Below are 24668 nucleotides of genomic sequence, written 5' to 3' on the forward strand. Positions count from 1 at the left end.
TCCGCGCCGCGGCGAGCGGCCGGCGCCGCGCGGGTGGCTGATCCCGCGCTGGCGGCTAGTGCCCCGTCAGCCCAGGTTTGCCCCGCTCGCCGCCCTGGCACGGCCATCTGCTGCGTTGCCGAATCAGCCGAGTAGGCCCGCCCCCAGCCTTCGGCCGGGAGGTGCCCCCGGAGGCCGATCCGGCGCCTTGCAGCTGACCGCACCAGGACGCCTCGCTACCGGGCAAACCTTGACTGACGCGGCGCTAGTCCTGCGCGAGCGTCGGCGCGTTCGCCTCCGCGGTGACGTCCCGCTCCGGCACTTCCTCGCCGGAGCGGATCAGCTCGATGCGGCTCATGACCTTCGAGCGCAGGTCGCTGGGCACGTCGTCATGGCCGCAGCACCGCTTGACCAGCTTCTTCACGGCCTGCTCCAGGCCGTACTTCTCCAGGCAGGGGGAGCACTCGTGGAAGTGCACCTCGAGCTTGGCGCGGTCGACGTCGGGCATCTCCCGGTCGAGGAACTCGTAGAGGTGGTCGAGGACCTCGGAGCAATCCGTCTCGTGCGGGTCTCCGCAGCTCATGAGTCCGCGCCTTTCCGATCGTTCGACTCGTCCGCCGCGGCGGACGCGCCGGCCGGGACCAGCCCGCGCCCCCGCGCATAGTCCTCGAGCAGACCGCGCAGCTGGCGGCGCCCACGGTGCAGCCGCGACATCACGGTGCCGATGGGTGTCCCCATGATGTCTGCGATCTCCTTGTAGGCAAACCCCTCGACGTCCGCGAGATAAACCGCGATGCGGAACTCCTCGGGAATGGCCTGGAGCGCTTCCTTGACGTCCGAGTCGGGGAGGTGATCGAGCGCCTGTGACTCCGCGGAGCGCAGACCGGTCGACATATGTGACTCGGCGCGAGCCAGCTGCCAGTCCTCGATCTCCTCGGCCGCGCTGCGCTGGGGTTCCCGCTGCTTCTTGCGGTACGAGTTGATAAAGGTGTTGGTCAGGATGCGGTACAGCCACGCCTTGAGGTTGGTGCCCTCACGGAACTGGTGGAAGGATCCGTACGCCTTCGCGTACGTCTCCTGGACCAGGTCCTCGGCGTCGGCCGGATTGCGTGTCATACGCAATGCGGCGGAGTACATCTGGTCGAGGAAGGTAAGGGCATCCCGTTCGAAGCGCGCATTGCGCTCGGCGCCCGTCTCCTGCGGCTGCCCGACCGGCCGGCCCTCGGTCACGCCGTCGGTCCCCGCGTCGGTGCCAGTGACCTGACCCACCTCCTCCGCGTTCGTGGCGAGGCCGCCGATTGCGGACCCGCTCGAATCGGAGAATAGACGACGATCCGGTCCGCCCGCCGCTTCGTTCCGGGCGGTCCACCCCGTCTGCGGCTGCGACCAGTCCAGGTCGGCGGCGCGCGGGCGGGCCGGGCAAGCGAGCGAACCCATACCGGGGACTCCTTCTGCTGGTGCCTGTACTCGAGCCTGTGCCTTGTCCGGGGGCACCTCCCAGCGGTAGCTGGGGGCTCATAACGACGCCCCCTACAACAGATGGCGTCCCGGCCGCATTCCCGGGCCGTCCGCGCCACCCCATACGGCGCGTCCGCACAGCTCAGAGCGGTACGCGGGCCAGCCATCCGGCCACGGCGCCGGTGATCCGCGCCAGCGCCTCCTCCTGGCCGATGTCCGCCCTCTTGGGCACGGCGAAGCTGTGGTCGCCGTGCGGGATCCCCACCAGCTCCATGCCGGCGGGCAGCTCGGGGAACTCCTCGGGGCGGCCGAACGGATCGCGGCCGCCCTGGACCACCAGCGTCGGCAGACCGGCGCCCAGCAGCTCCTCGGCCCGGGACCGCTCCGGCTTGCCCGGCGGGTGCAGCGGGAAGGACAGCGCCAGCACGGCGCTCGCGCCCAGCTCGCGCGCCGTACGACAGGCCACCCGCGCCCCGGCGCTGCGGCCGCCCGCGACGACCGGCAGCCCGGACTTCTCCAGGGCGGGCCACAGCGCGCGCCATCCGGTGTCCAGGGTCTTGGGCGCGGGCGCCACCTTCTTGCCCGCCACCCGCCACGGCTGCTCGACCAGCGCGACGCTGGCGCCCAGCGGCGGCAGCGCGGCGGCCAGCGCCCGCAGGTCCCGCGCCTCGATCCCGCCCCCGGCGCCGTGGCTCACGGCCAGCACGGTGCGGGCTCCGGGGGCGCGGTGCCAGGTGATGCGGGCGTCGCCGACGGGTGTCGGCACGGTCTCGGCGGCCCCGGCCGTCCCGTTCTCAGTGGTCCCGTTCTCAGTGGTCCCGTTCTCAGTGGTCCCGTTCTCAGTGGTCCCGTTCTCGGCGGGCCCGTTCTCGGCTGACTGCTCGATCTGCTCGGCGCTCACGTGCCCATCCTGCCGCGTCCCGGCGGCTGCGCCCGGAAGGACGCTCGGCAGGCCGCTCAGAAGAGCGTGCCCGACTCGGGGGCCTCCAGCTCGGTCACCAGCTCCGGGCCGTTGTTACGTACATCACTGACGGCCGTGGCGACCGGGTAGGCGCGCAGCAGCCCCGCGGGCGGCGGGGCGAGCAGCGAGCGCAGCTCGTCGGGGTCGGTGCTGGAGGGGTCGAGCCAGGCCGCCCAGCGGTCCTCGGTGAGCACGAGCGGCATCCGCGGGTGGATCTCGGCCAGCGACCGCGGCCCCGCGCCGCTGTCGTCCCCGCCCTCGCCCAACAGGGGAAACGGCTCCTTCTCCGCCTCGGTCGTGATGACCGTACAGGTCACCCACCAGGCCCGCGGGTGGTCGTCCGGCAGCGTCCGGTCCCGCCAGAACTCGTACAGCCCGGCCATGGCCATCACCGAGCCGTCCACCGGGGTCACGAAGTAGGGCTGCTTGCGCGGCCGCTTCCGCTTCCCCTGCTCCTCCAGCTGCCGCTCCCCCGAGGCGGTGACCCACTCGTAGTAGCCGTCGGCGGGCAGCAGACAGCGGCGCGAGGCGAAGGGGCGGCGGTAGGAGGGCTTCTCGTGCACCGTCTCCGCCCGCGCGTTGATCATCTTCACGCCGGTGTCCGGCGACTTGGCCCAGGACGGCACCAGCCCCCACTTCAGCGCTCTCAGCTGGCGGACCGGGCTCGGATCGCCGGCATCGGAGTCTTTGAGAGGGCGTTCAAGCACCGCGTACACGTCCTTGGTGGGCGCGACGTTCCAGTCCGGGGCCAGCGTCTCCTCCGGCTCCCACTTCTGCACCCCGAAGAGGCCGACGAGGTCCTCGGGCTTCCGGCTCGCTGCGTATCGACCGCACATAGGTGCCACACTGCCACGACGCCCACGGCCGGTGACGCCTGGCCGTCGAAACCGAGCGGCCACGAAGAACGTACTGAAGAGCAGAAGCACAAGAGCAGAAGCACAGAAGACGGACGCGAGGAGTCTCCCGCACATGGACAGCACGAACGCCGCCGATCTGTGGGACCGCGTCGTCGGCACCCAGCCGGACCCCACCACCTGGCTGGTCGCCGCCACCGGGCTCGTCGCGCTCTCGGTGGTCGTCTCCCAGGTCGCCTGGCGGATCGCCCGCAACGCCATCACCATCGCCCACGAGGGCGGCCACGGACTGGTGGCGCTGCTCAGCGGCCGGCGGCTGGACGGCATACGCCTCCACTCGGACACCTCGGGGCTGACCGTCTCGCGTGGCAAGCCCACCGGCCTGGGCATGATCCTCACCGCGGCCGCCGGCTACACCGCGCCGTCCCTGCTCGGCCTGGCGGGGGCGTGGCTGCTGGCCGCGGGCCATATCACCGCGCTGCTGTGGGGGACGACGGCGCTGCTGGCGGTGATGCTCGTCATGATCCGCAACGCGTACGGCGTGCTCACCGTGGTCGCCTCCGGGGCGGCCTTCTTCCTCGTCTCCTGGCTGACCAAGCCGGACGTGCAGGCGGCCTTCGCGTACGTCGTGGTGTGGTTCCTGCTCCTGGGCGGCGTCCGGCCCCCGTTCGAGCTGCAGCGCAAGCGCCGATACTCGGGGGCGTACGACTCCGATCCCGACCAGTTGGCGCGGCTGACCAACGTCCCGGCCCCGGTCTGGCTGCTGCTCTTCCACGTGGTCTCGCTGAGCTCGCTGATCGGCGGCGGCCGCTGGCTGCTGGGGCTGTGACGAGCTGTCCATACCAGTGGCGTGTTTCGACTGGGTTTCGCCGTTTTTGATCAAGAATCTTACTCTCGGCGAGCCACTAAAGTGAGAGCCATGACCGGCATTGAGACCTCTTCGGGCGCGCACGACGCCCTCTGGCCCGCTCCGCTCGCCGACGGAGCGGTCGACGCGACCGTCACCGTGCCCGGATCCAAGTCGGTCACCAACCGCGGCCTGATCCTGGCCGCGCTCGCCGCCGAGCCCGGCTGGCTGCGCCGCCCGCTGCGCTCCCGTGACACCCTTCTGATGGCCGAGGCGCTGCGCGCCCTGGGCGTGGGCATCGAGGAGACGGTGTCCGACCGTTCCCCCGGCTCCCTCGGCGCGCCGGGCTCCGAGGGCGGTGGCGAGGCCTGGCGGGTCATCCCGGCTGGCCTGCACGGCCCGGCCACCGTCGACGTCGGCAACGCCGGTACGGTGATGCGCTTCCTGCCCCCGGTCGCGGCGCTGGCCGACGGCCCGGTGCGGTTCGACGGCGACCCGCGCTCGCACGAGCGCCCGCTGCACGGCGTGATCGACGCACTGCGCGCGCTCGGCGCCCGGATCGACGACGACGGCCGCGGCGCGCTGCCGATGACCGTGCACGGCGGCGGGGCGCTGGACGGCGGCCCGGTGCGCATCGACGCCTCCTCCTCGTCGCAGTTCGTCAGCGCGCTGCTGCTGTCCGCGCCGCGCTTCAACCAGGGCGTCGAGGTGCGCCACGTGGGCGCCGCGCTGCCCTCGCTGCCGCACATCCGGATGACCGTCGACATGCTGCGGGCCGCGGGCGCGGCCGTGGACGCCCCGGAGGCGGGCGGCGAGCCGAACGTATGGCGGGTCTCGCCCAGCGCCCTGCTGGGCCGCGACCTGGTGGTCGAGCCCGACCTGTCCAACGCGGCACCGTTCCTGGCGGCCGCCCTGGTCACCGGCGGCCGGGTGACGATCCCGGACTGGCCGGAGCGCACCACCCAGCCCGGCGACGCGCTGCGCCGGATCTTCACCGACATGGGCGGCTCCTGCGAGCTCACCGACGCCGGTCTGACCTTCACCGGCACCGGCCGGATCACCGGAATCGACGCCGATCTGCACGAGGTGGGCGAGCTCACCCCGGTGATCGCGGCGGTGGCCGCACTGGCCGACTCCGAGTCCTCGCTGCACGGCATCGCGCATCTGCGGCTGCACGAGACCGACCGGCTCGCGGCCCTGGCCAAGGAGATCAACGAACTCGGCGGCGATGTCACCGAGACCGCCGACGGGCTGCGGATCCGCCCCCGCCCGCTGCACGGCGGGGTCTTCCACACCTACGAGGACCACCGGCTGGCCACCGCCGGCGCGGTCATCGGCCTGGTCGTCGAGGGCGTACAGATCGAGAACGTGGCCACCACGGCCAAGACCCTGCCCGACTTCCCCGGCCTGTGGACCGGCATGCTCGGCGCGGCGACGGCCCCGGCGCGGAGAGCCTGAGGCGCCCCCGCCATGCGCCGCTACGGCAAGCACACCGACGAGGACGACGTCCGGGTCCGCCCCAACCGCAGGGGCAACCGCCCGCGCACCAGCATCCGCCCCAAGCACGAGGACGCCGCCGAAGGCTTTGTGCTGACCATCGACCGCGGCCGGCTGACCGTCCTGGTCGAGGACCGCACCATCATCGCCATGAAGGCCCGCGAGCTGGGCCGCAAGGGCGTGGTGGTCGGGGACCGGGTCGCGGTGGTCGGGGACCTGTCGGGCGCCAAGGACACCCTCGCGCGGATCGTACGGGTCGAGGAGCGCTCGTCGGTGCTGCGCCGCACCGCGGATGACGACGACCCCTTCGAGCGGGTGGTCGTCGCCAACGCCGACCAGCTGGCCATCGTCACCGCGCTCGCCGACCCGGAGCCGCGCCCGCGCCTGATCGACCGCTGCCTGGTCGCCGCCTTCGACGCCGGGCTGTCCCCGCTGCTGGTCCTCACCAAGTCCGACCTCGCCCCGGCGGCCACCCTGCTGGAGTCCTACGGGCCGCTCGGCGTCCCCTATGTCGTCACCAACCGCGAGGAGCTGGCCGACGGCGGCACGGCCGACCGGGTGCGCGAACGCCTCGCGGACAAAGTCACGGTCTTCGTCGGGCACTCGGGCGTCGGCAAGACGACCCTGGTCAACGCCCTGGTCCCGGAGCGCAAGCGGGCCACGGGCCGGGTCAACGCGGTCACCGGCCGCGGCCGCCACACCACCACCTCCGCGCTCGCGCTCCCGCTGCCCGGCGACGACGGATGGGTGATCGACACCCCGGGCGTACGGTCCTTCGGGCTGCACCATGTGGACCCCGCGCGGGTCATCCACGCCTTCCCGGACCTGGAGCCGGGCACCGAGGGCTGTCCGCGCGCCTGCAGCCACGACGAGCCGGACTGCGCGCTGGACCAGTGGGTCGCCGACGGCCACGCCGATCCGGCCCGGCTCTACTCCCTGCGACGGCTGCTGGCCACGCGCGAGCGGCGAGAGGGCGACTGACCCCGCCCGCCGACGCAACGTTTGCCGCCCGCCACGAGAGGTAAATGGATACTCCGGGCAAGCGGACAACAGCCCTCAACACACACGGCACGGGAGGACTTGTGTGACTCCTCCCCCTCCCAGCAGGAGGGGGCTTTTCACTCGGCCGCCATAGCGACCTCATGACGGCCGAGCCCTGACCGGCGCCTGACGGCGCGATACAGACGGTAGCGAACTGGTGGCGCTGCGCGCCAACGCGTAAAGGAGATTCGATGGCGTGGCTGCTCGTCGTGGTCGCCGGGCTACTCGAAACGGGCTTCGCCGTCTGCCTCAAGCTCTCACACGGCTTCACCAGACTCTGGCCGACCATCGCCTTCTGCGCCTTCGCGCTGGGCAGCTTCGGCCTGCTGACCCTCTCCCTGAAGAAGCTGGACGTGGGCCCGGCGTATGCGGTGTGGACGGGGATCGGGGCGGCGGGGACCGCGATCTACGGCATGGTCTTCCTCGGTGACCTGGTCTCCACGCTCAAGCTCATCTCCATCTCGCTGGTGATCGTCGGCGTGATCGGCCTGCAGCTCTCCGGCTCGGCGCACTAGGCCAGCGCCCCACGCACCAGGCTCTCCACCTCCTCCTCCGACACGGGCGCGACCACGCACGACAACGCCAGGCGCGCGGCCGTCTCGCAGGCCTTGCTCAGATCCGCCGCCCCGCCCTGCGGCCAGTCGCCCGCCAGCAGGCGCACCGCGCGGTCCCTGATCTCCCCCAGGAGCTCGACGGGCGAGGGCAGCGGATCCGGGACGCCCGGGCGCCGCGCCGAGGGAGCCGGGCCGGAGCCGACGCCGATCCCGGTGCGCTGGGGCGAGGGCAGCCGTTCGTCCCAGCAGCCGGTGAGCACCGCCCGCACCAGGGGGTTCGCGGCCGCCGCCCGTACGGTCCAGCCCGCCGCGGCCGCCAGCCGCTCGTTCGGGCCGACGGCGCCGGACGCTCCGGACAGCGCCCGCTCGACGCCGGTCAGATACGCCTCGGCCTCACGGCGCACCAGGGCGCGCGCGAGACCGTCCTTGCTGCCGAACTCGTTGTAGAGCGTCTGTCGCGAGACCCCGGCCGCCAACGCCACATCGACCATGCGGACCACCGTCCACGGGCGATCGGCGAGCGCGGTGAAGGCCGCGTCGAGTAAGGATTCACGTGCTGCGGGCATCGTCGCCTCCCAGGCCATGCGTCCCATTCGGCGGCACGTGCGGACAGAATTGACGCACCGCCAGGTGGTGTCAATAGCCACGGCGTACGCCCCGGGCGCCCCCGTCCGGCTGTGGTCGTGTGGATCGGCCGATTCCGTGTCGATACTGTTCGGCCATGCCCGACTACCACGATGACCTGCGTTTCGCCCATGTACTCGCCGATACCGCCGACGCCACCACCATGGAGCGATTCAAGGCGCTCGACCTCAAGGTCGAGACGAAACCCGATATGACGCCGGTCAGCGAGGCCGACAAGGCGGCCGAGGAGCTGATCCGCACCTCGCTGCAGCGCGCCCGGCCGCGGGACGCGGTTCTGGGCGAGGAGTTCGGCAGCGAGGGCAGCGGTCCGCGCCGCTGGGTCGTGGACCCGATCGACGGCACCAAAAACTACGTGCGCGGGGTGCCGGTCTGGGCCACGCTGATCGCGCTCATGGAGCGCGGCGCGGGCGGCGACCGGCCGGTCGTCGGGGTGGTGTCGGCGCCGGCGCTCGGCCGCCGCTGGTGGGCGGCCGAGGGGCTGGGGGCGTACACCGGCCGGAGCCTGTCGTCCGCGAGTCGGCTGGCGGTGTCACGCGTGGCGCGGCTGGGGGACGCGTCGTTCGCTTACTCCTCGCTCAGCGGCTGGGAGGAGCGCGGCAGGCTGGACGGCTTCCTCGACCTGACCCGGGCCTGCTGGCGGACGCGCGGCTACGGCGACTTCTGGCCGTACATGATGGTCGCCGAGGGGTCGGTGGACATCTGTGCCGAACCCGAGCTGTCGCTGTGGGACATGGCGGCGAACGCGATCATCGTCCAAGAGGCGGGCGGCCGCTTCACGGGGCTCGACGGGGCGCCGGGGCCGCTCAGCGGGAACGCGGCGGCGTCGAACGGTCTGCTGCACGGCGAACTGCTGAGCTACCTGGGCGACTAGGGCCCGTCCAGGGTCCGGACCGGCTCACGCGTGCCGGGGTACGGGGGCGTACCAGGCGGCAGATCGGCTTCCGCACGCCCCTTGTTGACGTCCGCGCCCCCATGTGAACATGTGAATCCACGTGCTTGTGAACTTGTGCGGTACTGCACCGCCGCGCAGCGACGCGGTCCACGCAGGCCCCCCGCAGTCCACGCAGGTCCACGCAGTGCACGCAGTCCCCGCAGTAAGGATTCGCCAAGGAGGTGGCACGACCATGCCCCCGCCCATGCTCGTCCGCGACGCCATGAGTTCGGTGGTCCTCACCATCGGCCCCGCCCACACCTTGCGCCAGGCCGCCCGGCTGATGTCCGCGCGACGCGTCGGCTCGGCGATCGTGCTGGACCCTGATACCAGCGGGCTCGGCATTCTGACCGAGCGCGACGTCCTCAACTCACTGGGCTCGGGCCAGGACCCGGACCATGAGCGGGCCCATGCCCACACCACCTCGGACGTCGTCTTCGCCGCTCCTCAGTGGACGCTCGACGAGGCGGCGCGCGCGATGTCCCACGGCGGCTTCCGCCATCTGATCGTCCTGGAGGCGGGCGATCCGGTGGGTGTGGTGTCGGTGCGCGACATCATCCGCTGCTGGGCCGGCGCACGGCAGCCGGAGCCCGCGCTGGCAGGGTGAGGGGCGCATTGATTTGGATAATGTCCAAATCAAGAATCAGTAGAGAGCGATACGAGATCTGGTCATGGACCGGCCCACTGCTACCCTTGCCTTATCTGACTGATAGGTGATGGCATGAGTGACCTGCTGGAACGGCTCCGGGTGCGCGGCTGGCGACTGACGGCCCAGCGGCGTGTCGTCGCCGAGGTCCTCGACGGGGAGCATGTGCACTACACCGCGGATGAGGTCCATGCCCTGGCGGCCGCCCGTCTGCCGGAGATCTCGCGCGCGACCGTATACAACACCCTCGGGGAGTTGGTCTCGCTCGGCGAGGTGCTCGAGGTCAGCACGGACGGTCGGGCCAAGCGCTACGACCCGAACGCCCACCGCGCGCACCAGCACCTGATCTGCGCCCGGTGCGGCACCATCCGCGACGTCCACCCCTCCGGCGACCCGCTGGCCGACCTCCCGACGGAGGAGCGCTTCGGCTTCGCGGTCTCGGAGGTCGAGGTCACCTACCGCGGACTCTGTCCCGACTGCGCGGCCGCCTGAGCACGAAGGGCCCGGATCCTGGAGGATCCGGGCCCTTCGTCTTGGTAGCGGGGACAGGATTTGAACCTGCGACCTCTGGGTTATGAGCCCAGCGAGCTACCGAGCTGCTCCACCCCGCGTCGATGTGACGTAATAGTAACCACACGGCGACGGCTGGGGCAAATCGAGGAGAGGGGCCGGCGGGAGGGCGGGAGCGAGCGCGCCGCCGGGGGGCTCCGTCCGGCGAGCTACGCCGTGAGCTCCTGCTGCAGGGCGTCCCGCAGCCGGGCCGCGCGCTCGGCGACCTCCGCCGGGCCCAGCTCGACCGCGCGGGCGCACCAGCGCTGACCCTCGGACAGGGCGCCGCGGCGGGCCGCGAGCAGGGCCAGGCGCAGCGCGGCGCGTCCGTGGCCGGCCTCGGCGGCGCGGGTCCACCACAGGGCGGCCTCGGGCTCGCTGCCCTCGCGGGCGAGCAGCAGACCCAGGTTGAAGGCGCCGTTGCTGCTGCCCGCCTCGGCGGCCTCGCGGTACCAGCGGGCGGCCTCCACCACATCGCCCCGGGCGGCCGCGAGCATGCCCATGCGCACCTGGGCGCGCCGGTGGCCCTGACGGGCGGCGCGCTCGTACCACTCCTCGTACTCGGGCACGGCCGGCTCCGTCTCGGCGCGCCCCAGGGACCCGCGGGGCGCGCCCTCGTCGGCGGACGGCCGGTCCAGCAGCGCGCCCAGCCGGAAGGCGGCCTCCGCGCTGCCGCCCCCGGCCGCGCAGCGCAGATGGCGCTCGGCCTCGCGGCCGTCGCCCTCGCGCAGCAGGGCGATGCCGACCTGGAGGGCGGCCTCGGTGTGCCCGGCGGCGGCGGCCCGCTCGTACCACTGCTGGGCGGCCCGCTCCTCGCCCCGCCCGGCGTGCAGGATGCCCAGGTTGAACGCCGCGTCCACGCTGCCGGCCTCGGCGGCCTTGGAGAACCACGGCTCGGCGCCGGCCGCGTCGGCGCGCTGGAGCAGCATGACGGCTACGGCGTTGGCGGCCTCGCGGTGCCCGGCGTAGGCGGCGCGGCGGTACCACTGCTCGGCCTGCGCGGCGCGGCCCTGCTCGGCGCAGAGCAGCCCCAGGTTGTACGCGCCGTTGATGTCCCCGGCGTCCAGGGCGGCCCGGTACCAGCGCTCGGCGGTCTGTGTCTCGCCGCGGTCGGCGTGCAGGGCGCCCAGCGCGTTGGCCGCGTTGCCGTCGCCGTCCTGGGCGGCCCGGTGCCACCAGACGGCGGCGCTGTCGGTGTCGCCCGCGTCGCGCAGCAGGAAGCCGAGCGCGCAGGCGGCGCGGGCCTCGCCGTCCTTGGCTGACGTCAGGTACCAGCGGCCCGCCTCCTGGAGCTCACCCCGCTTCTCCAGGAGCGTGCCGAGGTGAAGGGCGGCGCGCCGGTGGCCGCGCGCGGCGGCCTGCAGGTACCACTTCTCGGCCTCCGACTCTGCGCCGGGACCGGCGCGGCCTCTGGCGGCCTCGTCCTCGCGCTTGTCGAGGATGCGGGCGAGGCGGTACGAGGCCTCGCGGTGACCGCGCTCGGCGGCGGACCGGAACCAGCGCTCCGCGCCGATGTCGCTGCGGTGCTCGAGCAGGTCGGCGAGGGCGTACGCGCCCAGGGCGTGCCCGGACTCGGCGGACTGGCGCAGCCAGTACTCGGCAGCGGGCTCGTCCCCGCGCTCGCGGTGGTGGCGGCCGAGGGCGTGGGCCGCGGCGGCGGACCCGGCGACGGCGGCGACGCGCCACCAGCCGGCCGCCTCGTCGGCGTAGCCGCGCTGGTGGAGGAGGACGCCGAGGTTGTTGGCCGCGGCGCGGTCGCCCGCCGCGGTGGCCGCGCGTAGATGCGGCTCGGCGCCGTCGAGATCGCCGCGGCGCAGCAGCAACGAGCCCAGGGCGCTCATCGACGCGATGTCGCCGGACTCGGCGGCCCGGCGGTGCCGGGTCTCTTCCTCGTCCTCGGCACCGTCGTGCGTGTGCGCAAAACGCCCTGTCTCCAACAGACTGACCCTGTCCCCCATAAATTCCATCGTGACATCACCTGCAACCCGGGTACACCTTGGTATACCGCAGCCAGTGAGGTCACTTCAGCGTTTTGTCGACATGCCCACAGAGAGACAACCCAAACGCTTGTATCGCGATTCCCTGGGTGGACATCCCGGTGGACAACGACGGTGGACACACGACAAGGCCCGGATCCTTGCGGATCCGGGCCTTGTCTGTCAGTAGCGGGGACAGGATTTGAACCTGCGACCTCTGGGTTATGAGCCCAGCGAGCTACCGAGCTGCTCCACCCCGCGCCGTTGTGCCTCTACGCTACCACGGCGCGGGACGGCGGCCGCTCGGGTATTCGCCCGAGCGGCGCCGACTGCTCAGGTGTCCTCTCTTCTCGCCTTCTCGGCCTTGTCGTCGGCGGATTGACTCTGCTTCTGGTCCTGCTGCCCGCCGCCTTGGCTCTGGCCGTTCTTCTTGGCGGCCTCCGCCTCGGCCTTGGCGGCCCGGTCCAGCGCGTCCTTCAGGGCCTTCTGGGCCTTGCCGTAGGCCGTCCAGTCCTGCGGGTCCTTCTTGAGCGCGTCCTGGGCGTCCTGGTATGCCTTCGCGGCGTCCTTCAGGGCCTGCTCGACCGTGGCGTCACCGGCCGGTGGCTTGGTCGTATCGCCACCGCCGCCGCCGTCCTGGTCGTCGCTTGGGGTGTCCGATGGTTCGCTCTGGCCGAAGACCACGTCCAGCGCCTTGCTGAGCGAGTCCTCGAAGGCGGTCTTGTTCCCGTAGCTGACCAGCACCTGCCGCAGCAGCGGGAGGTCGGTACTGGCGCCGCGCAGATAGACCGGCTCGACGTACAACAGGCCGCCCCCGAGGGGAACGGTGAGCAGATTGCCGTACTCGATCTCCGAATCGCCTCTCTTGAGGATGTTGAGCTTTCCGGCGATCTTGTCATCGGAGTTGAAGTTGGCCTGCACCAACTGTGGGCCCGCCACACCAGTGGTGGACGGCAGTCTCAGGATTCTGATCTTGCCGTACTCGCTGCTCTCCGAGTCCGCGTCCACCGCCACGAACGCGCCGAGGTTGTCCCGGCCCTTGGGCGTGAGCGTCGTCGTCAGCGAGAAGGTCTGCGCCTTCTGATCCGGCATCTTCATGCTCAGGTAGTACGGCGGTACGGCGTTGCCCTTGTTGGTCGGGTCGTCCGGGACCTGCCACACCTCACTGCCGCTGTAGAACGTCACGGGGTTGGTGACGTGGTAGCGGGTGAGCAACTCGCGCTGCACCTTGAACAGGTCCTGCGGGTAGCGCAGATGCTGCATCAGGTCATCGCTGATCGCGCTCTTCGGCTTGACCGTGCCCGGAAACGCCTTCTTCCAGGTCTTCAGCACCGGGTCCTTGGTGTCCCACTCGTACAGCGTGACTTTGCCGTCGTACGCGTCGACGGTCGCCTTGACCGAGTTCCGGATGTAGTTGACCTTGTTCTGCTGCGCGACGACCGAACGCTCGCCGTCGGTGTCGTTGAGCGAGTCGGCCGTCGTGTCGCCCAACGTCGTACGGGACGCGTACGGATAGCCGTCCGTCGTCGTGTAGGCGTCGATTATCCACTTGATCCGGCCGTCGACCACCGCCGGGTAGGCGTCGCCGTCGATGGTCAGCCACGGCGCGACCGCCTCGACGCGCTCCTTGGGCGTGCGGTTGTAGAGAATCCGCGAACCGTCCCCTATGGCCCCGGAGTACAGGATCTGGGGCTCGCTGAAGGTCAGCGCGTACGCGGCGCGGGTGATCGGGTTGGACAGCTTGACGCCGCTGTCGCCCTGGTACCGGTAGGTCTTCTCACCCTTGTCGGTGGAGCGGTCCAGCTCCTTCTGCGGACCACCGACGATCGAGTACTGGGTGGTCTTCTCGCCGTAGTAGATCCGCTGCTCGTACTTCGGGAGCAGGCCCTTGGAGGGCAGGTCCTCCTCGATGAAGTCCGGGGCGCCGCGCCGCGTCGTGGACGTCGTGGTGCCCTTGGCCGCCACCGCCCCGTACCCGTGGGTGTACTTGAAGTGGTCGTTGATCCAGTTGTGCTCGGGGATGCCGCTCACATTCAGCTCGCGCAGACCGATGACGGTGTCCTGCTCCTTGCCGTCCTTGGTCTTGTAGCGGTCCACGTCCAGGGTGGCGGGGAAGCTGTAGTAGTCCTTGACCTTCTGAAGCTGCTGGAAGGTCGGGGAGACCACATTCGGGTCGAGCAGCCGCAGACTCGCCGTGGTCTCGGCGTCGGCGCGCAGCTGCTTGCGGTCCGCGCCCTTGGGCGCCTCGCCCGTGTACTCCGTCACCTCGGAGTCGTCGAGGCCGTACGCCTTGCGTGTGGCCTCGATGTTCTTCTCGATGTACGGAGCTTCCTTGGCCTGCTCGTTGGGCTGGACCTGGAACTTCTGCACGATCGCCGGGTAGAGCCCGCCGATCAGGATCGCCGACAGCACCATCAGGCCGAAGCCGATGACGGGCAGCTGCCACGTGCGCCGCCACAGCGTCGCGAAGAACAGCACGGCGCAGATCGCCGCGATGCAGAAGAGGATCGTCTTCGCGGGCAGATAGGCGTGGGCGTCCACATAGCGCAGACCGGTCCAGTTGGCCGTCGCCTTGAAGTCGCTCGACTTCACCGCCAGGCCGTACCGGTCGAGCCAGTACGCCACAGCCTTGAGGGCGACGAAGATGCCAAGCAGCACGGACAGATGGCCGGTGGCCGCGCCGGTCGCGCGGGCGCCCGGGCTGGTGACGCGCAGCCCCCCGTAGAGGTAGTGCACCAGCGCGGCGGCGACCAGCGAGATCACCGTCGCCGCGAAGCCGAAGCTCAACAGGAAGCGGTACCAGGGCAGATCGAACGCGTAGAACGACACGTCCATGTGGAACTGCGGATCCTTGACGTGGAACGGCACGCCGTTGACCCACAGCAGCCAGGTCCGCCACTGACCGGACGCGGACGCGCCCGCGATCAGCCCGACCAGCACGGTGACCGCGAGCAGCACCCACTTCTTGTAGGGGGCGATGCCCATGCGGTAGCGGTCCAGGCTCTGCTGCTCCATCGACATCGCGCTCAACGGCGGCCGCAGCCGGTGCGCCAGCCAGATGTTGATCCCGACGGCCAGCGCCATCAGCAGGCCGAATACGAAGAACAGCCCGATCTTGGTCCACAGGGTGGTGGTGAAGACCGAGGAATAATGGACCGAGCGGTACCAGAGCCAGTCGGTCCAATACCCCGCGAACATGACGAAGAGCATGGCCAGCACTGCCAGCACACCCAGGGTCATGAGCAGGGTCCGGACTCGCCGGGACGGTCGGCCGACTCTGATCCGCGGCCCCGTCGGGCCTCCGCCGCGGTCCGGCATCTGGAAAGCCAAGGTGCGCACCTCGAAGTTCGCTGTCGACTGAGCGGGTCCGGGCAGTAGGACCCAATGGAGCAACTTACTCAGGCTTTACTCAGTTCCCGTTTCCGGGTCCGATCAGGGCACGATATGACTCATGTCGAACGTTCACCCCGCCTCCGGGCCGCTGGCCGCCAATCCGCTGACCCGTGCCGTCCTCGAGATCGACGAGTACGCCGCCGGGCTCGGCTGGGACCGGCCGGCCCGCCTCTTCGCCCTCGTCGACACCGCGCGGCTGCGCGCCCAGGAGCCGGGTCTCGCCACCCAGCTCGGGCTCGACGAGGAGGCCGAAGGCGCCCCCGCCGCGGCCCTCACCCCCATCGAGCAGGACGAGCTGCCCGCCGCGACCCCCCTGGACGAGTTCCTGGCCACCATCGCCTGGCCCGACGCGGTGGTCGGCTGCGCGCTGACCGTGGAGCGGCTGATGCTGCCGCCCTCCGCCGAGGCATCCGTGCCCAAGGACCTGGACGAGAAGCAGCTGGCGACATGGGTCGAGAAGCACCCGGAGCGCCAGGAGGTCCGGATGACGGTCGCGGTCCTGCGGGACGGGGCGCGCGAGGCAGCGGTACGGCTGCGCGAGAAGGACTCGCCCACCGAGGTTCTCACCGGTGCCGACCTGGTGCCGGGGCTGGCCGAGGCGCTGTCCGCCACCTTCGCGGAGTGACGGCCACGTCCGCCGGGTGACCGCCGCGTCCCCGGTGGCCGCGGGGCGACCCCGCGGCCACCGGGGACGCGGGCGAGGCGCCGCCGCTCAGCCGGGATGCGGCTCAGCTCTTTGTTCGGCTCAGCTCTTGGTGCACTTGGGCAGCGCGGCGGTGTCCCCCGCGCGGATCTGCTTCAGGACCTTCAACGCCCCTTTGAGGGTGTGCACCTTCACCAGCGTGAGGCCGTCCGGCTTGCCCGCGGCGGCCGCCGCGCAGTTCTCCTGGGGCGTGAGAAAGTACTCCGCGCCCGCGTCCCGCGCCCCAATGATCTTCATCTGGATCCCGCCGATCGGGCCGACCGTGCCCTTGTCGTCGATGGTGCCCGTACCGGCGATGAACTTCCCGCCGGTCAGGTCACCCGCCGACAGCCTGTCCACGATCCCCAGCGTGAACATCAGCCCGGCGCTCGGCCCGCCCACGTCGGCCAGCTTGATGTCGATCTTCAGCGGGAAGGTGTAGTCGACCCCGGCCTGGATGCCGACGATCGCCCGGCCGTCTTCCGCCTTCTCGGTGGTGACGGTGACCGACTTCCGGGTCGTGGCCTCCTCATTCTTCTTCTCCGCCGCGGCCGCGTCCTTGGCCGGGACGATCGAGAAGGTCACCTTCTCGCCGGGCTTGTGCTTGGTGATCAGCTTGGCGACGTCTTCCGGGGCGCGCACCGCCGAACCGTCCACCTCCTTGATCACATCGCCCGCGTGCAGCCGGCCCTGGGCCGGCATGTCCCGCTGCACGACGCCCACGATGACGTGGGACGTGACCTTCTTGCCCAGCTGCCTGAGCGCCGCCACCTTGGCGCTCTCCTGGGACTGGGTGAACTCCTCGGCGGTCTCCTGGCTCACCTCGTCCGGGGTCTTGTCGTCCGGGTAGAGGGTGCTGTGCGGCAACACCACGCCGTCATGGGCCAGCCAGCCGTAGACGGCCTCGACGAGGTTCATCTTGTACTCGGAGCCGGTGACACGCACCGTCGTCATGTTCAGGTGCCCACCGGTGGTCGCGCAGCCCTTCTCGCCGGAGATCTGCAGCACGCACTCGCCCTTGTGGGAGCCCAGGGTGTCGTAGCTCGGGCCCGGCGACATCTCCGCGTACGGCACCGGGATCAGCACCCCGGCGCAGAGCAGCGCGATCAGCATCAGAAGGGAAGCGAGCATCGTCGCGGTGCGGCGTGGCATGGAACGACAGTACGGGACACGCCCGTCAGTCCACCGCCCGGGCCGTCCGTCCGGGCAGACGTCCGCTAGGCGGCATCCGAATCGGAATGTGCGCGCTCCATCGCCTCACGGAACCGCGCGTACCCGGCGAGCTCGGCGACATCCCCGGTCTTGCGGGTACGCGAGGCCCAGGCGGTATAGAGCACGGCGGCCAACGCGGCGAGAACCGGAATGAGCAACCACAGAAGCACACCCACGGCGGCCTCCCATCCCCTGACACAACCGCGACTGACAGATGAGCAGATTAATCCTCCGCCAGCTCAACGCTCAGGGCAGGGTGCGGGTTACGCAATCGGAGTACACCCGTCAGCGGTACATCTCCACTCCCCTGCCCCACTCGCCTTGCGCTACGCGCCCACCCGCCCTCCCGTCGCCCGACCACCACCCCTCACCGAGGCGCTACGCGCCCACCCACTCTTCTGTACCGTCCGCGAAGGTCTGGTGCTTCCAGATGGGGACCTCGCTCTTGAGGTCGTCGATCAGGCGGCGGCAGGCCGCGAAGGCCTCCGCGCGGTGCGGGCAGGCCACGGCCACGACCACGGCCAGGTCCCCGATCGCGAGGTCCCCGACCCGGTGCACCGCGGCGAGCGCCCGCACCGGGAAGTCCGCCACCACCTTCTCGGCGACACGGCGCAGCTCCGCCTCGGCGGTGGGGTGGGCGGAGTAGCCGAGGGCGCCCACGTCGGCGCCTTCGTCGTGGTCGCGCACGGTGCCGACGAACAGCGCGGTGCCCCCCGCGGCGGCGTCGCCGACCGCCCCGAACACCTCGTCGACGGACAGGGGGGTGTCACGGATCGCGAGCAGGCGGACCGGATCGGCGGCCGCGAGCTCGCCCGGATGGTCGTACGTACGTCCCATGCGCCCCATCGTGCCCCACCGCGCTCACTCCGCGGAATGCCGGATCGCGGAACACGGTTTCCGCTCAGGCCCTACGGCGCGCCTTACGGGCGCGGCGGACGATCGCCGCGGTGCCCACCAGGGCCACCGTCGCGCCCGCGGCGCCCAGCGTCGTGGCGTCCTTGCGGCCGAGCCGCCGCCCGGCGACCGTGTGGCGGCCGGAGACCTCCTCCAGCAGCTCCGCGAGGACCTCCTCGTTCGTCCAGCGCGGGCGCCAGCCCGCCTCGTGCAGCCTGCTGCCGCTGACCGCCCAGGGGTGCATGGTGTACGCCAGGTCGCCCGCCGGGGACGGGGTCAGGCCCAGCCGGTGCAGCCGGGAGGCCGCACCCAGCGCGACCGCCGAGGGCAGCTCCATGCGCCGAATGCCGGACAGCTCCTCGACCTCCTCCTGCTCGAGCCACCCGTCGCAGCCGACCGCCAACTCGCCCTCGACCTTCTCCAGGGCGGCGTACTCCAGCGCGCCGACCAGGTCCTCGACATGGCAGAACTGCCAGGTGGGCCGGGAGCCGGCGACCACCAGGAGGCGCGGCGACTCGAAGTAGCGGGTGAGCGCGGTGTCCGTGCCGCCGACCAGGATGGCGGGGCGTACGACGGTGACGTTCAGGCCGGGGTGGGCCCTCGGCGCCCGCTGGGCGAGCCGCTCGATCTCCAGCAGGTCCCCGACGCCGGTGGCCTCCGCCGTGGCGCGCAGCTCCGCGTCCTCGGCGAGCGGCACGTCGTTGTCGGGCAGCGCCCCGTAGACCATCGCGGAGGTGCACAGCACCACGCGGCGCACCCCGGCGGCCGCGGCGGCGGTCAGGACGGTCTGGGTGCCGCGCACGTTGTAGGCCGTTCGGGCGGCCGGGTCGGTGCCCAGGTCAAGGTCGACGGCGAGGTGGACGACGACGTCGGCGCCCCGCAGCTTGTCGGCGATGGCCGGGTCGCGCACGTCCAGGATGTGCCACTGCGCCTCGGTCACATCGCCGCGGCGCTCGTCGATGGCCAGGACGTGCTTGGTCTCGTCGGATTCGGCGAGCCGCTGCGTGAGCAGGGCTCCGGCGCCCGATGCGGCGCCGGTGACCGCGACGACAGGACGTCGTGCGGTGCGCGGCGGATCGTTTCGCGCTGCGCGAACTTCTCGGTCTGGGGAACTCACCGGGCGTCTCCAGCGGTTGTCTTCAGTACGCAGCGCACTGACGCATACGTACCAGGTGACGTCCATCCTGCCGCAGGCCCGCTATCAGCGAAGCACTGAGCCCGCAAACCGGCGAGGTGTCTAGGCTGGGTGGTGGTGCAAGGGCATTCGCCGCCGGCCCGGCCGGCGGCCCTACGAGCCGAGGGAACCCGTGAGTGACACCCCATTCGGATTCGGCCTCCCGCCGGAGGAGCCGGAGGACGGCGACGACGGCAAGCAGAAGGGCGGCCACGGCGGCAGTCAGGGCCCCGCGAATCCGTTCGGGTTCGGCGCGGGCGGTGGCGGCGGGGAGAACCCGTTCGCCGCGATGTTCGGGTCGCTGAACCCGAGCGACCTGGGCGCGGCCTTCCAGCAGCTGGGCCAGATGCTCTCGTACGAGGGCGGCCCGGTGAACTGGGACATGGCCAAGGACATCGCGCGGCAGACGGTCGCGCAAGGCACCGCGGACGGCACCAAGGACGCGAGCGTCGGCCCGGCCGAGCGCGCGGCGGTCCAGGAGGCGCTGCGCCTCGCCGATCTGTGGCTGGACGGGGTCACCTCGCTGCCCTCGGGCGCGGGCACCGCGGTGGCCTGGAGCCGGGCCGAGTGGGTCGAGGCCACGCTGCCGGTGTGGAAGGACCTGGTGGACCCCGTCGCCGAGCGGGTCGGCGCGGCCATGGGCGATGTGCTCCCCGAGGAGATGCAGGCCATGGCGGGCCCGCTGCTCGGGATGATGCGCTCCATGGGCGGCGCGATGTTCGGCACCCAGATCGGGCAGGCGGTGGGCGTGCTGGCCGGCGAGGTCGTCGGCTCCACGGACATCGGGCTGCCGCTGGGTCCCGCGGGCAAGGCGGCGCTGCTCCCGGTCAACATCGCGGCGTTCGGCTCCGGGCTCGGCGTCCCCGAGGAGGAGGTCCGGCTGTACCTGGCGCTGCGCGAGGCCGCCCACCAGCGGCTGTTCTCGCATGTGCCGTGGCTGCGCTCGCATCTGTTCGGCGCGGTCGAGGGGTACGCCCGGGGGATCAAGGTCGACACCGCGAAGCTGGAGGACGCGGTCGGCCAGCTCGACCCGACCCACCCCGAGCAGCTGCAGGAGGCCCTGCAGCAGGGCATGTTCCAGCCGGAGGACACCCCGGCCCAGAAGGCCGCGCTGGCCCGTCTGGAGACCGCTCTGGCGCTCGTCGAGGGCTGGGTGGACGCGGTGGTGCACGCCGCCGCGGCGCCCCATCTGCCGTCGGCCGACGCCCTGCGCGAGACGCTGCGGCGCCGCCGGGCGAGCGGCGGCCCCGCCGAGCAGACCTTCGCCACGCTGATCGGCCTTGAGCTGCGGCCGCGGCGGCTGCGCGACGCCTCGCGGCTGTGGGCCTCGCTGACCGACGCCCGCGGCCTGGACGGGCGCGACGGGCTGTGGGCCCACCCTGACATGCTGCCGACGGCCGAGGACCTGGACGACCCGGACGGGTTCGTCCACCGCGAGCAGCTGGACTTCTCCGAGCTGGACAAGATGCTCGGCGAGGCCGCGGGCGGCGAGAAGGGCACGGGCGGCGCTCAGGACGGCAAGGACGACGACAAGGGCGAGAGCGGCCGGTGAGCCTGCACGAGGACGCGGCGCGGGTGCTGCGCGAGTGGCCCGCGCCGGACGACGGGCAGGAGCGGCTGCGGCTGAATTACGGCGGCCATCTGGCCGCGTATCCGGACGGGATGTGGAAGGCGTGCCAGGACGGGCACATCACCGCCAGCGCGCTGGTGATCGACCCGTCCCAAGGGCGCGTCCTGCTGACGCTCCACCGCAAGCTGAAGATGTGGCTGCAGATGGGCGGCCACTGCGAGCCCGAGGACGCCACCTTGGCGGACGCGGCGCTGCGCGAGGCCACCGAGGAGTCGGGCATCGAGGGGCTGACGCTGCTGCCGACCGGCCCGGTGCGTCTCGACCGCCATCTGACGCCGTGCGCCTGGCACCTGGATGTGCAGTACGCGGCACTGGCCCCGCGGGAAGCGGTGGCGGCGATCAGCGAGGAGTCGCTGGACCTGCGCTGGTTCGGCTATGACGAGGTGGCGGGCGTGGCCGACGAGTCGGTGCGCCGCCTGCTGGCCCGTACCCGCGCGCTGGTGTGAGGGAGGCGCGCGGGTACGGCACTCCCCCGGCCGCCCCGGGCCGTCGTGCCCGGGGCGCCGGCTGCCGTCAGTTGCTGAAGATGTTGCCCTGGTTCTGCCCACGGGCGCCCTGCTGGCCCATGCCGAACTGAGCGGCCGCCCCGCTGCCGATCACCGCGTTCTGCGGCGGCAGCAGCTCGCTGGGCTGCACCAGCGCATAGCCCTGGCCGAGGAAGCTGAGCTCCCAGCCCTCACCCGTGTTGCCGCGGCGCCGCCACACTCCGCTGGAGTGCGTCTGCGCCTGCATCTGGACCCGCAGCGAGGTGGACCAGGCGACGATGGCGTCCGCGTCCACGTTGACGTACTTGTCGGGGGTGACCTGCAGCATGAGCGGCTGGCCCGAGGTCATCAGGGCCACCTTGCCCCGGCCGGAGATGTTGAGGTTGTACTTGCCCGAGCCGGAGATCCCGTACTGGCTGTCCACCGCGATCGACTCCCAGTGCAGGGTGGAGTCGAGCGCGAGCACATAGGCGCTGTCGACGGTCAGCCCCTCGTGGTCCACGTCGACGACATGGACGTGCTGGGCGAGGTTGGCCAGGTAGACCGTGCCCTGGCCGGAGCAGCGCATCAGATCGAGCGCCTCCCCGGTGCGGGCCCGGGCGCGCTGCTGCCCCTGCGTCTGGTATTCGCCGTCGAACTCGATCAGTCCTTGGTAGGCGACCATGGTGCCCTTGCGGGCCAGCACGTCCTGGTGCCCCTCGAGGGCGACCCGCAGCAGCTGCGGGTTCTGGAGCGCGTAGCGGTCCTGGGTCTGGGTCTCGGTGAAGCCGAAAAGCGGGCTCTGCATGATGTCTTCGCTCCCCCTCAGCCCCGCGCCCGGAGCCGGTCAGTGCTGTCCTCGCTGGGCTGGACGACGACGAAGCCCTGCCCGGAGAAGCCGAGCTGGTACGCCTCGCCGCTGCCCCGGCCGATCAGGGACGACGCCTTGAAGCTGCGCTTCCCCTTCACCTTGAGGTTGGTGGACCAGGCGACGAGGGCGTCCGGGTCCACATAGGTCTCGTCCTCGCCGCGGCCGCAGTCGACGACGATGGGGGTGCCCCGGGAGGTCAGGGCGACCCAGCCGGTGCCGGAGACGCCCACGTTGAACAGGCCCTGCCCGGCGAACTTGGCGATGCCCTTGACCCGCTCGACGCCCCACTGGAGGTGGGCGTCGAAGGCGAGCAGATTGGTCCCGTTGACCGACAGCGAGTCGCCGTTGAGGTTGACGCATACGACGTCCGCGCCGTAGTCGGCGAGGTAGAGCAGGCCGTCGCCGCTGCACTTCATGAGCGGCGCGCCCTCGCCGGTGAGCCACTGGGAGGCCATCTGGCGCACCGCGGGCGGGTTGGGCTCGTACTGGACGAAGCCCTCGTAGGCGACCATCGAGCCGGTGCGGGCGAAGAGGTCCTGGCCGCTCTGCATGGCGACCTTGAGCATGCTGCTGCCGTGGTTCTCCATACGGGCGGAGACCGGGGCCGGCGCGTAACCGGTGATCAGTTGCTGGTCCATGGCGGTCCCTTTAGACCTCGTAGGGCTGGACGACGATGAAGTTGCCGGGCGCACCGCGGAACTGGAGGTTCACGGTCTCCCCGCTGTGGCCGGGGTAGGCGTTGCGGCGCAGCCGCACCTGGCTTGAGATGATCACCTGTGAGGCGGCGGACCAGGCGACGATGGCGTTGGCGTCGGCGAAGGTCGTGGGGGTGACCGGCAGCACGACGGGCGTGCCCAGGGTCTTCACGATGACGGTCCCGGTCCCCTGGAACTGCATGGTGAACAGCGCGCCGCCGGGGATCCCGTGGCCCTCGATCCGGCGCACCTCGTGGTGCAGTCCTTCGTCGAAGGCGAGCACGCTTTCGGCGGACACACAGATGGCGTCGCCCTGCAGCTCGATCGGGTGAAGTTCGGCGGCGTTCTCCGCGAGGAAGACCTGGCCCTGGCCGGAGCAGCGCATCAGCTGCATCTCCTGGCCGGTCGCGTTGCCCACGACCCTGCCGCGGAAACCGGCGCCCTTGTAGCTGAAGTCGACCTTGCCCTGGTAGAGCACCATCGAGCCCTGGCGGGCCAGGATCGGCTGGCCGCCGACGCCGAGGTCGGCCCGGATGAGCCTGGGGTTCTGCGGCGTCCAGCGCTGACCGGTGGGGGCCTCGCGGTACTTGGCGAGCGCGGCCTGGACACCGGGGGCGGCGGCGCCCTGCGGCTGGCCGGGCTGCGCGCCGGGGTACGGGGCGGGCTGGCCCGGCTGGCCGTACGGGTTCGTCGGCACCTGGCCCGGCTGGCCGCCGGGGTACGGGGCGGGCTGGCCGTACGGGGCCGGGGCGGGGGGCGCCTGGCCCGGGGTCTGGCCGAACTGCGGCTGCTGGCCGGGGTACGGGGCGGGCTGGCCCGGGGGCGGCACCTGTCCGGGCGGCGGCACCTGTCCGGGGGGTGCGATCGGCGCGGCGATGGTCGGCGCCGCGTGCACCTGCGGCGCGGCGGGGGCCGCCGCTGGGGGCGTGCCGCCGGGCGGCGGCGCGAAGCCCTGCGCGGGCGCGGGCTGCGGGGCCTGCGGCGCGGGCTGCGGCGGGCCGAAGTCCGGGGCGGGCTGCTGCGGCGCGGCGGGGGCCGCGCCCGCCGGGGGCGCGAAGCCCGGAGCGGGGGCGGCCTGGCCGGGCGGCGCGAAGCCGGGGGTCCCGCCTTGGGCCGGGGCGGGGGCGGGCTCCTCCTCCGCGACCTCGCCGCCGAAGTTCTTGAGCAGCGCATCGAGGCCGCCGTCGAAGCCCTGGCCGACCGCGGCGAACCGCCACACGTCCTTGAGGTAGAAGTCGCCCAGCATCACGGCGCGCTCGGTGCTGAACTCCGCCCCGGTGAAGGAGTACCGGACGACCTCCTCGCCGCCCGCGACGACCCGGATGTAGCCGGGGCCGACCTGGGACATCTGGCCGGCACCGTCGATGGTGGCGGTGAAGGAGAGCTTGTGGATCTGGGACGGGATGTTGTCGAGGGTGACGCGGAACGACTCGGTGTCTCCGGCTTGCGGGCCGAGCTGCTGAATCGCTTCCTCGGGGGACTTGGGCTGGTTGAAGAAAATGAAGTAGCGGTCGTCGGAGAGCCGCTCGTCCGCGTCGAGGCCGAAGCAGCTGATGTCGAAGGTCAGACCGGGCCCGGCGATCTGCACGCCGACGTACAGGTCCCTCCCCGCGGTCAGATCACTGATCTTGGCCTTGTGGCCGCGTTGGAATTCCCTGGCCATACGTAACGACCGTCCCCCATCCCGATAGCGGAGAATGCATTGCGCGCCAGGC

The 24668-nt window shown here is 71.7% G+C and carries 24 protein-coding genes and 2 tRNA genes; 10 read left to right on the forward strand and 16 right to left on the reverse strand.

The features are described 5' to 3' along the window. Positions 1–244: 244 nt before the first annotated feature. The 4 genes from rsrA to PV419_RS08290 all read right to left on the reverse strand — a co-directional run bounded on the left by rsrA (position 245) and on the right by PV419_RS08290 (position 3234). Complete coding sequence (gene rsrA / locus PV419_RS08275; RefSeq protein WP_319687119.1) at positions 245–562, reverse strand: mycothiol system anti-sigma-R factor; 318 nt, start codon at positions 560–562, stop codon at positions 245–247. Next, complete coding sequence (locus tag PV419_RS08280) at positions 559–1248, reverse strand: sigma-70 family RNA polymerase sigma factor (RefSeq protein ID WP_319687557.1); 690 nt, start codon at positions 1246–1248, stop codon at positions 559–561. Before PV419_RS08280 ends, rsrA begins: the two co-directional genes overlap by 4 nt. A 331-nt stretch (positions 1249–1579) precedes the next feature. Next, complete coding sequence (locus PV419_RS08285) at positions 1580–2203, reverse strand: alpha/beta family hydrolase (RefSeq protein WP_319687558.1); 624 nt, start codon at positions 2201–2203, stop codon at positions 1580–1582. 191 nt (positions 2204–2394) lie between these two features. Then, the gene (locus tag PV419_RS08290; RefSeq protein WP_319687120.1) at positions 2395–3234 is read right to left on the reverse strand and encodes an SOS response-associated peptidase; all 840 of its coding nucleotides are present in this window, start codon (positions 3232–3234) and stop codon (positions 2395–2397) included. 133 nt (positions 3235–3367) lie between these two features. Here PV419_RS08290 and PV419_RS08295 point away from each other — a divergent pair, with 133 nt between their 5' ends. From PV419_RS08295 to PV419_RS08310, 4 genes are all read left to right on the forward strand, one after another. Further along, the gene (locus PV419_RS08295) at positions 3368–4081 is read left to right on the forward strand and encodes a M50 family metallopeptidase (protein ID WP_319687121.1); all 714 of its coding nucleotides are present in this window, start codon (positions 3368–3370) and stop codon (positions 4079–4081) included. Between the two features lie 90 nt (positions 4082–4171). Then, positions 4172–5557 (forward strand): 3-phosphoshikimate 1-carboxyvinyltransferase, encoded by a 1386-nt coding sequence (aroA, locus tag PV419_RS08300; RefSeq protein WP_319687122.1) that lies wholly within the window; start codon positions 4172–4174, stop codon positions 5555–5557. 12 nt (positions 5558–5569) lie between these two features. Then, the gene (gene rsgA, locus PV419_RS08305) at positions 5570–6577 is read left to right on the forward strand and encodes a ribosome small subunit-dependent GTPase A (RefSeq protein WP_319687123.1); all 1008 of its coding nucleotides are present in this window, start codon (positions 5570–5572) and stop codon (positions 6575–6577) included. 251 nt (positions 6578–6828) lie between these two features. Continuing rightward, positions 6829–7152 (forward strand): DMT family transporter, encoded by a 324-nt coding sequence (locus PV419_RS08310; RefSeq protein WP_319687125.1) that lies wholly within the window; start codon positions 6829–6831, stop codon positions 7150–7152. Here PV419_RS08310 and PV419_RS08315 read toward each other — a convergent pair. Then, entirely contained in the window at positions 7149–7757 is a 609-nt protein-coding gene (locus tag PV419_RS08315; protein WP_319687126.1) for a TetR/AcrR family transcriptional regulator, read from the reverse strand. The genes PV419_RS08310 and PV419_RS08315 overlap by 4 nt on opposite strands. Positions 7758–7912: 155 nt before the next feature. Here PV419_RS08315 and hisN point away from each other — a divergent pair, with 155 nt between their 5' ends. The 3 genes from hisN to PV419_RS08330 all read left to right on the forward strand — a co-directional run bounded on the left by hisN (position 7913) and on the right by PV419_RS08330 (position 9905). Beyond that, positions 7913–8707, forward strand: a complete 795-nt coding sequence (gene hisN, locus PV419_RS08320) for a histidinol-phosphatase (RefSeq protein ID WP_319687127.1) — start codon at positions 7913–7915, stop codon at positions 8705–8707. A gap of 265 nt (positions 8708–8972) precedes the next feature. Further along, positions 8973–9374: a cyclic nucleotide-binding/CBS domain-containing protein gene (locus tag PV419_RS08325; protein ID WP_319687559.1), complete on the forward strand. Its 402-nt coding sequence runs from the start codon at positions 8973–8975 to the stop codon at positions 9372–9374. Between the two features lie 114 nt (positions 9375–9488). Beyond that, positions 9489–9905, forward strand: a complete 417-nt coding sequence (locus PV419_RS08330) for a Fur family transcriptional regulator (protein WP_319687128.1) — start codon at positions 9489–9491, stop codon at positions 9903–9905. Between the two features lie 42 nt (positions 9906–9947). On the opposite strand, the gene PV419_RS08335 is transcribed toward PV419_RS08330, so the two are convergent. From PV419_RS08335 to PV419_RS08350, 4 genes are all read right to left on the reverse strand, one after another. After that, positions 9948–10024: transfer RNA gene (locus tag PV419_RS08335), tRNA-Met, on the reverse strand. Between the two features lie 108 nt (positions 10025–10132). Further along, positions 10133–11929 carry a tetratricopeptide repeat protein gene (locus PV419_RS08340; protein ID WP_319687129.1) on the reverse strand — a complete coding sequence of 599 codons (1797 nt, stop codon included), beginning with the start codon at positions 11927–11929 and terminating at the stop codon, positions 10133–10135. A gap of 196 nt (positions 11930–12125) precedes the next feature. Further along, positions 12126–12199, reverse strand: a tRNA-Met gene (locus tag PV419_RS08345). A 72-nt stretch (positions 12200–12271) separates the two neighbouring features. Next, positions 12272–15256, reverse strand: a complete 2985-nt coding sequence (locus tag PV419_RS08350) for a UPF0182 family protein (RefSeq protein WP_319687560.1) — start codon at positions 15254–15256, stop codon at positions 12272–12274. 133 nt (positions 15257–15389) lie between these two features. On the opposite strand from PV419_RS08350, the gene PV419_RS08355 reads away from it, so the two are divergent. Next, a complete protein-coding gene (locus tag PV419_RS08355; RefSeq protein WP_319687130.1) occupies positions 15390–15956 on the forward strand; it encodes a PPA1309 family protein in 567 nt (188 codons plus the stop codon). A gap of 120 nt (positions 15957–16076) precedes the next feature. Here the strand turns inward: PV419_RS08355 and PV419_RS08360 are convergent, their stop codons facing one another. The 4 genes from PV419_RS08360 to PV419_RS08375 all read right to left on the reverse strand — a co-directional run bounded on the left by PV419_RS08360 (position 16077) and on the right by PV419_RS08375 (position 19236). Next, positions 16077–17165: a PDZ domain-containing protein gene (locus tag PV419_RS08360; protein ID WP_319687131.1), complete on the reverse strand. Its 1089-nt coding sequence runs from the start codon at positions 17163–17165 to the stop codon at positions 16077–16079. A gap of 65 nt (positions 17166–17230) precedes the next feature. Further along, positions 17231–17401, reverse strand: coding sequence for a hypothetical protein (locus tag PV419_RS08365; protein ID WP_179284916.1), 171 nt, complete (start codon positions 17399–17401; stop codon positions 17231–17233). Positions 17402–17603: 202 nt separating this feature from the next. After that, on the reverse strand, positions 17604–18062 hold the full coding sequence (locus PV419_RS08370; RefSeq protein ID WP_319687132.1) for a molybdenum cofactor biosynthesis protein MoaE: 459 nt from the start codon (positions 18060–18062) through the stop codon (positions 17604–17606). Between the two features lie 64 nt (positions 18063–18126). Further along, positions 18127–19236 (reverse strand): SDR family oxidoreductase, encoded by a 1110-nt coding sequence (locus tag PV419_RS08375; RefSeq protein WP_319687133.1) that lies wholly within the window; start codon positions 19234–19236, stop codon positions 18127–18129. Between the two features lie 190 nt (positions 19237–19426). On the opposite strand from PV419_RS08375, the gene PV419_RS08380 reads away from it, so the two are divergent. Beyond that, on the forward strand, positions 19427–20845 hold the full coding sequence (locus PV419_RS08380; RefSeq protein ID WP_319687134.1) for a zinc-dependent metalloprotease: 1419 nt from the start codon (positions 19427–19429) through the stop codon (positions 20843–20845). Then, positions 20842–21369 carry an NUDIX hydrolase gene (locus PV419_RS08385; protein WP_319687135.1) on the forward strand — a complete coding sequence of 176 codons (528 nt, stop codon included), beginning with the start codon at positions 20842–20844 and terminating at the stop codon, positions 21367–21369. Before PV419_RS08380 ends, PV419_RS08385 begins: the two co-directional genes overlap by 4 nt. A 67-nt stretch (positions 21370–21436) precedes the next feature. Here the strand turns inward: PV419_RS08385 and PV419_RS08390 are convergent, their stop codons facing one another. The 3 genes from PV419_RS08390 to PV419_RS08400 are packed head-to-tail and all read right to left on the reverse strand — an operon-like array spanning position 21437 to position 24616. Further along, a complete protein-coding gene (locus PV419_RS08390) occupies positions 21437–22195 on the reverse strand; it encodes an AIM24 family protein (protein WP_319687136.1) in 759 nt (252 codons plus the stop codon). 17 nt (positions 22196–22212) lie between these two features. After that, positions 22213–22896: an AIM24 family protein gene (locus PV419_RS08395; RefSeq protein ID WP_089504942.1), complete on the reverse strand. Its 684-nt coding sequence runs from the start codon at positions 22894–22896 to the stop codon at positions 22213–22215. Positions 22897–22906: 10 nt separating this feature from the next. Next, on the reverse strand, positions 22907–24616 hold the full coding sequence (locus PV419_RS08400) for a TerD family protein (protein ID WP_319687137.1): 1710 nt from the start codon (positions 24614–24616) through the stop codon (positions 22907–22909). Positions 24617–24668: the final 52 nt, after the last annotated feature.

This window comes from Streptomyces sp. ME19-01-6 (genome assembly GCF_033793745.1).
Lineage (GTDB): Bacteria > Actinomycetota > Actinomycetes > Streptomycetales > Streptomycetaceae > Streptomyces.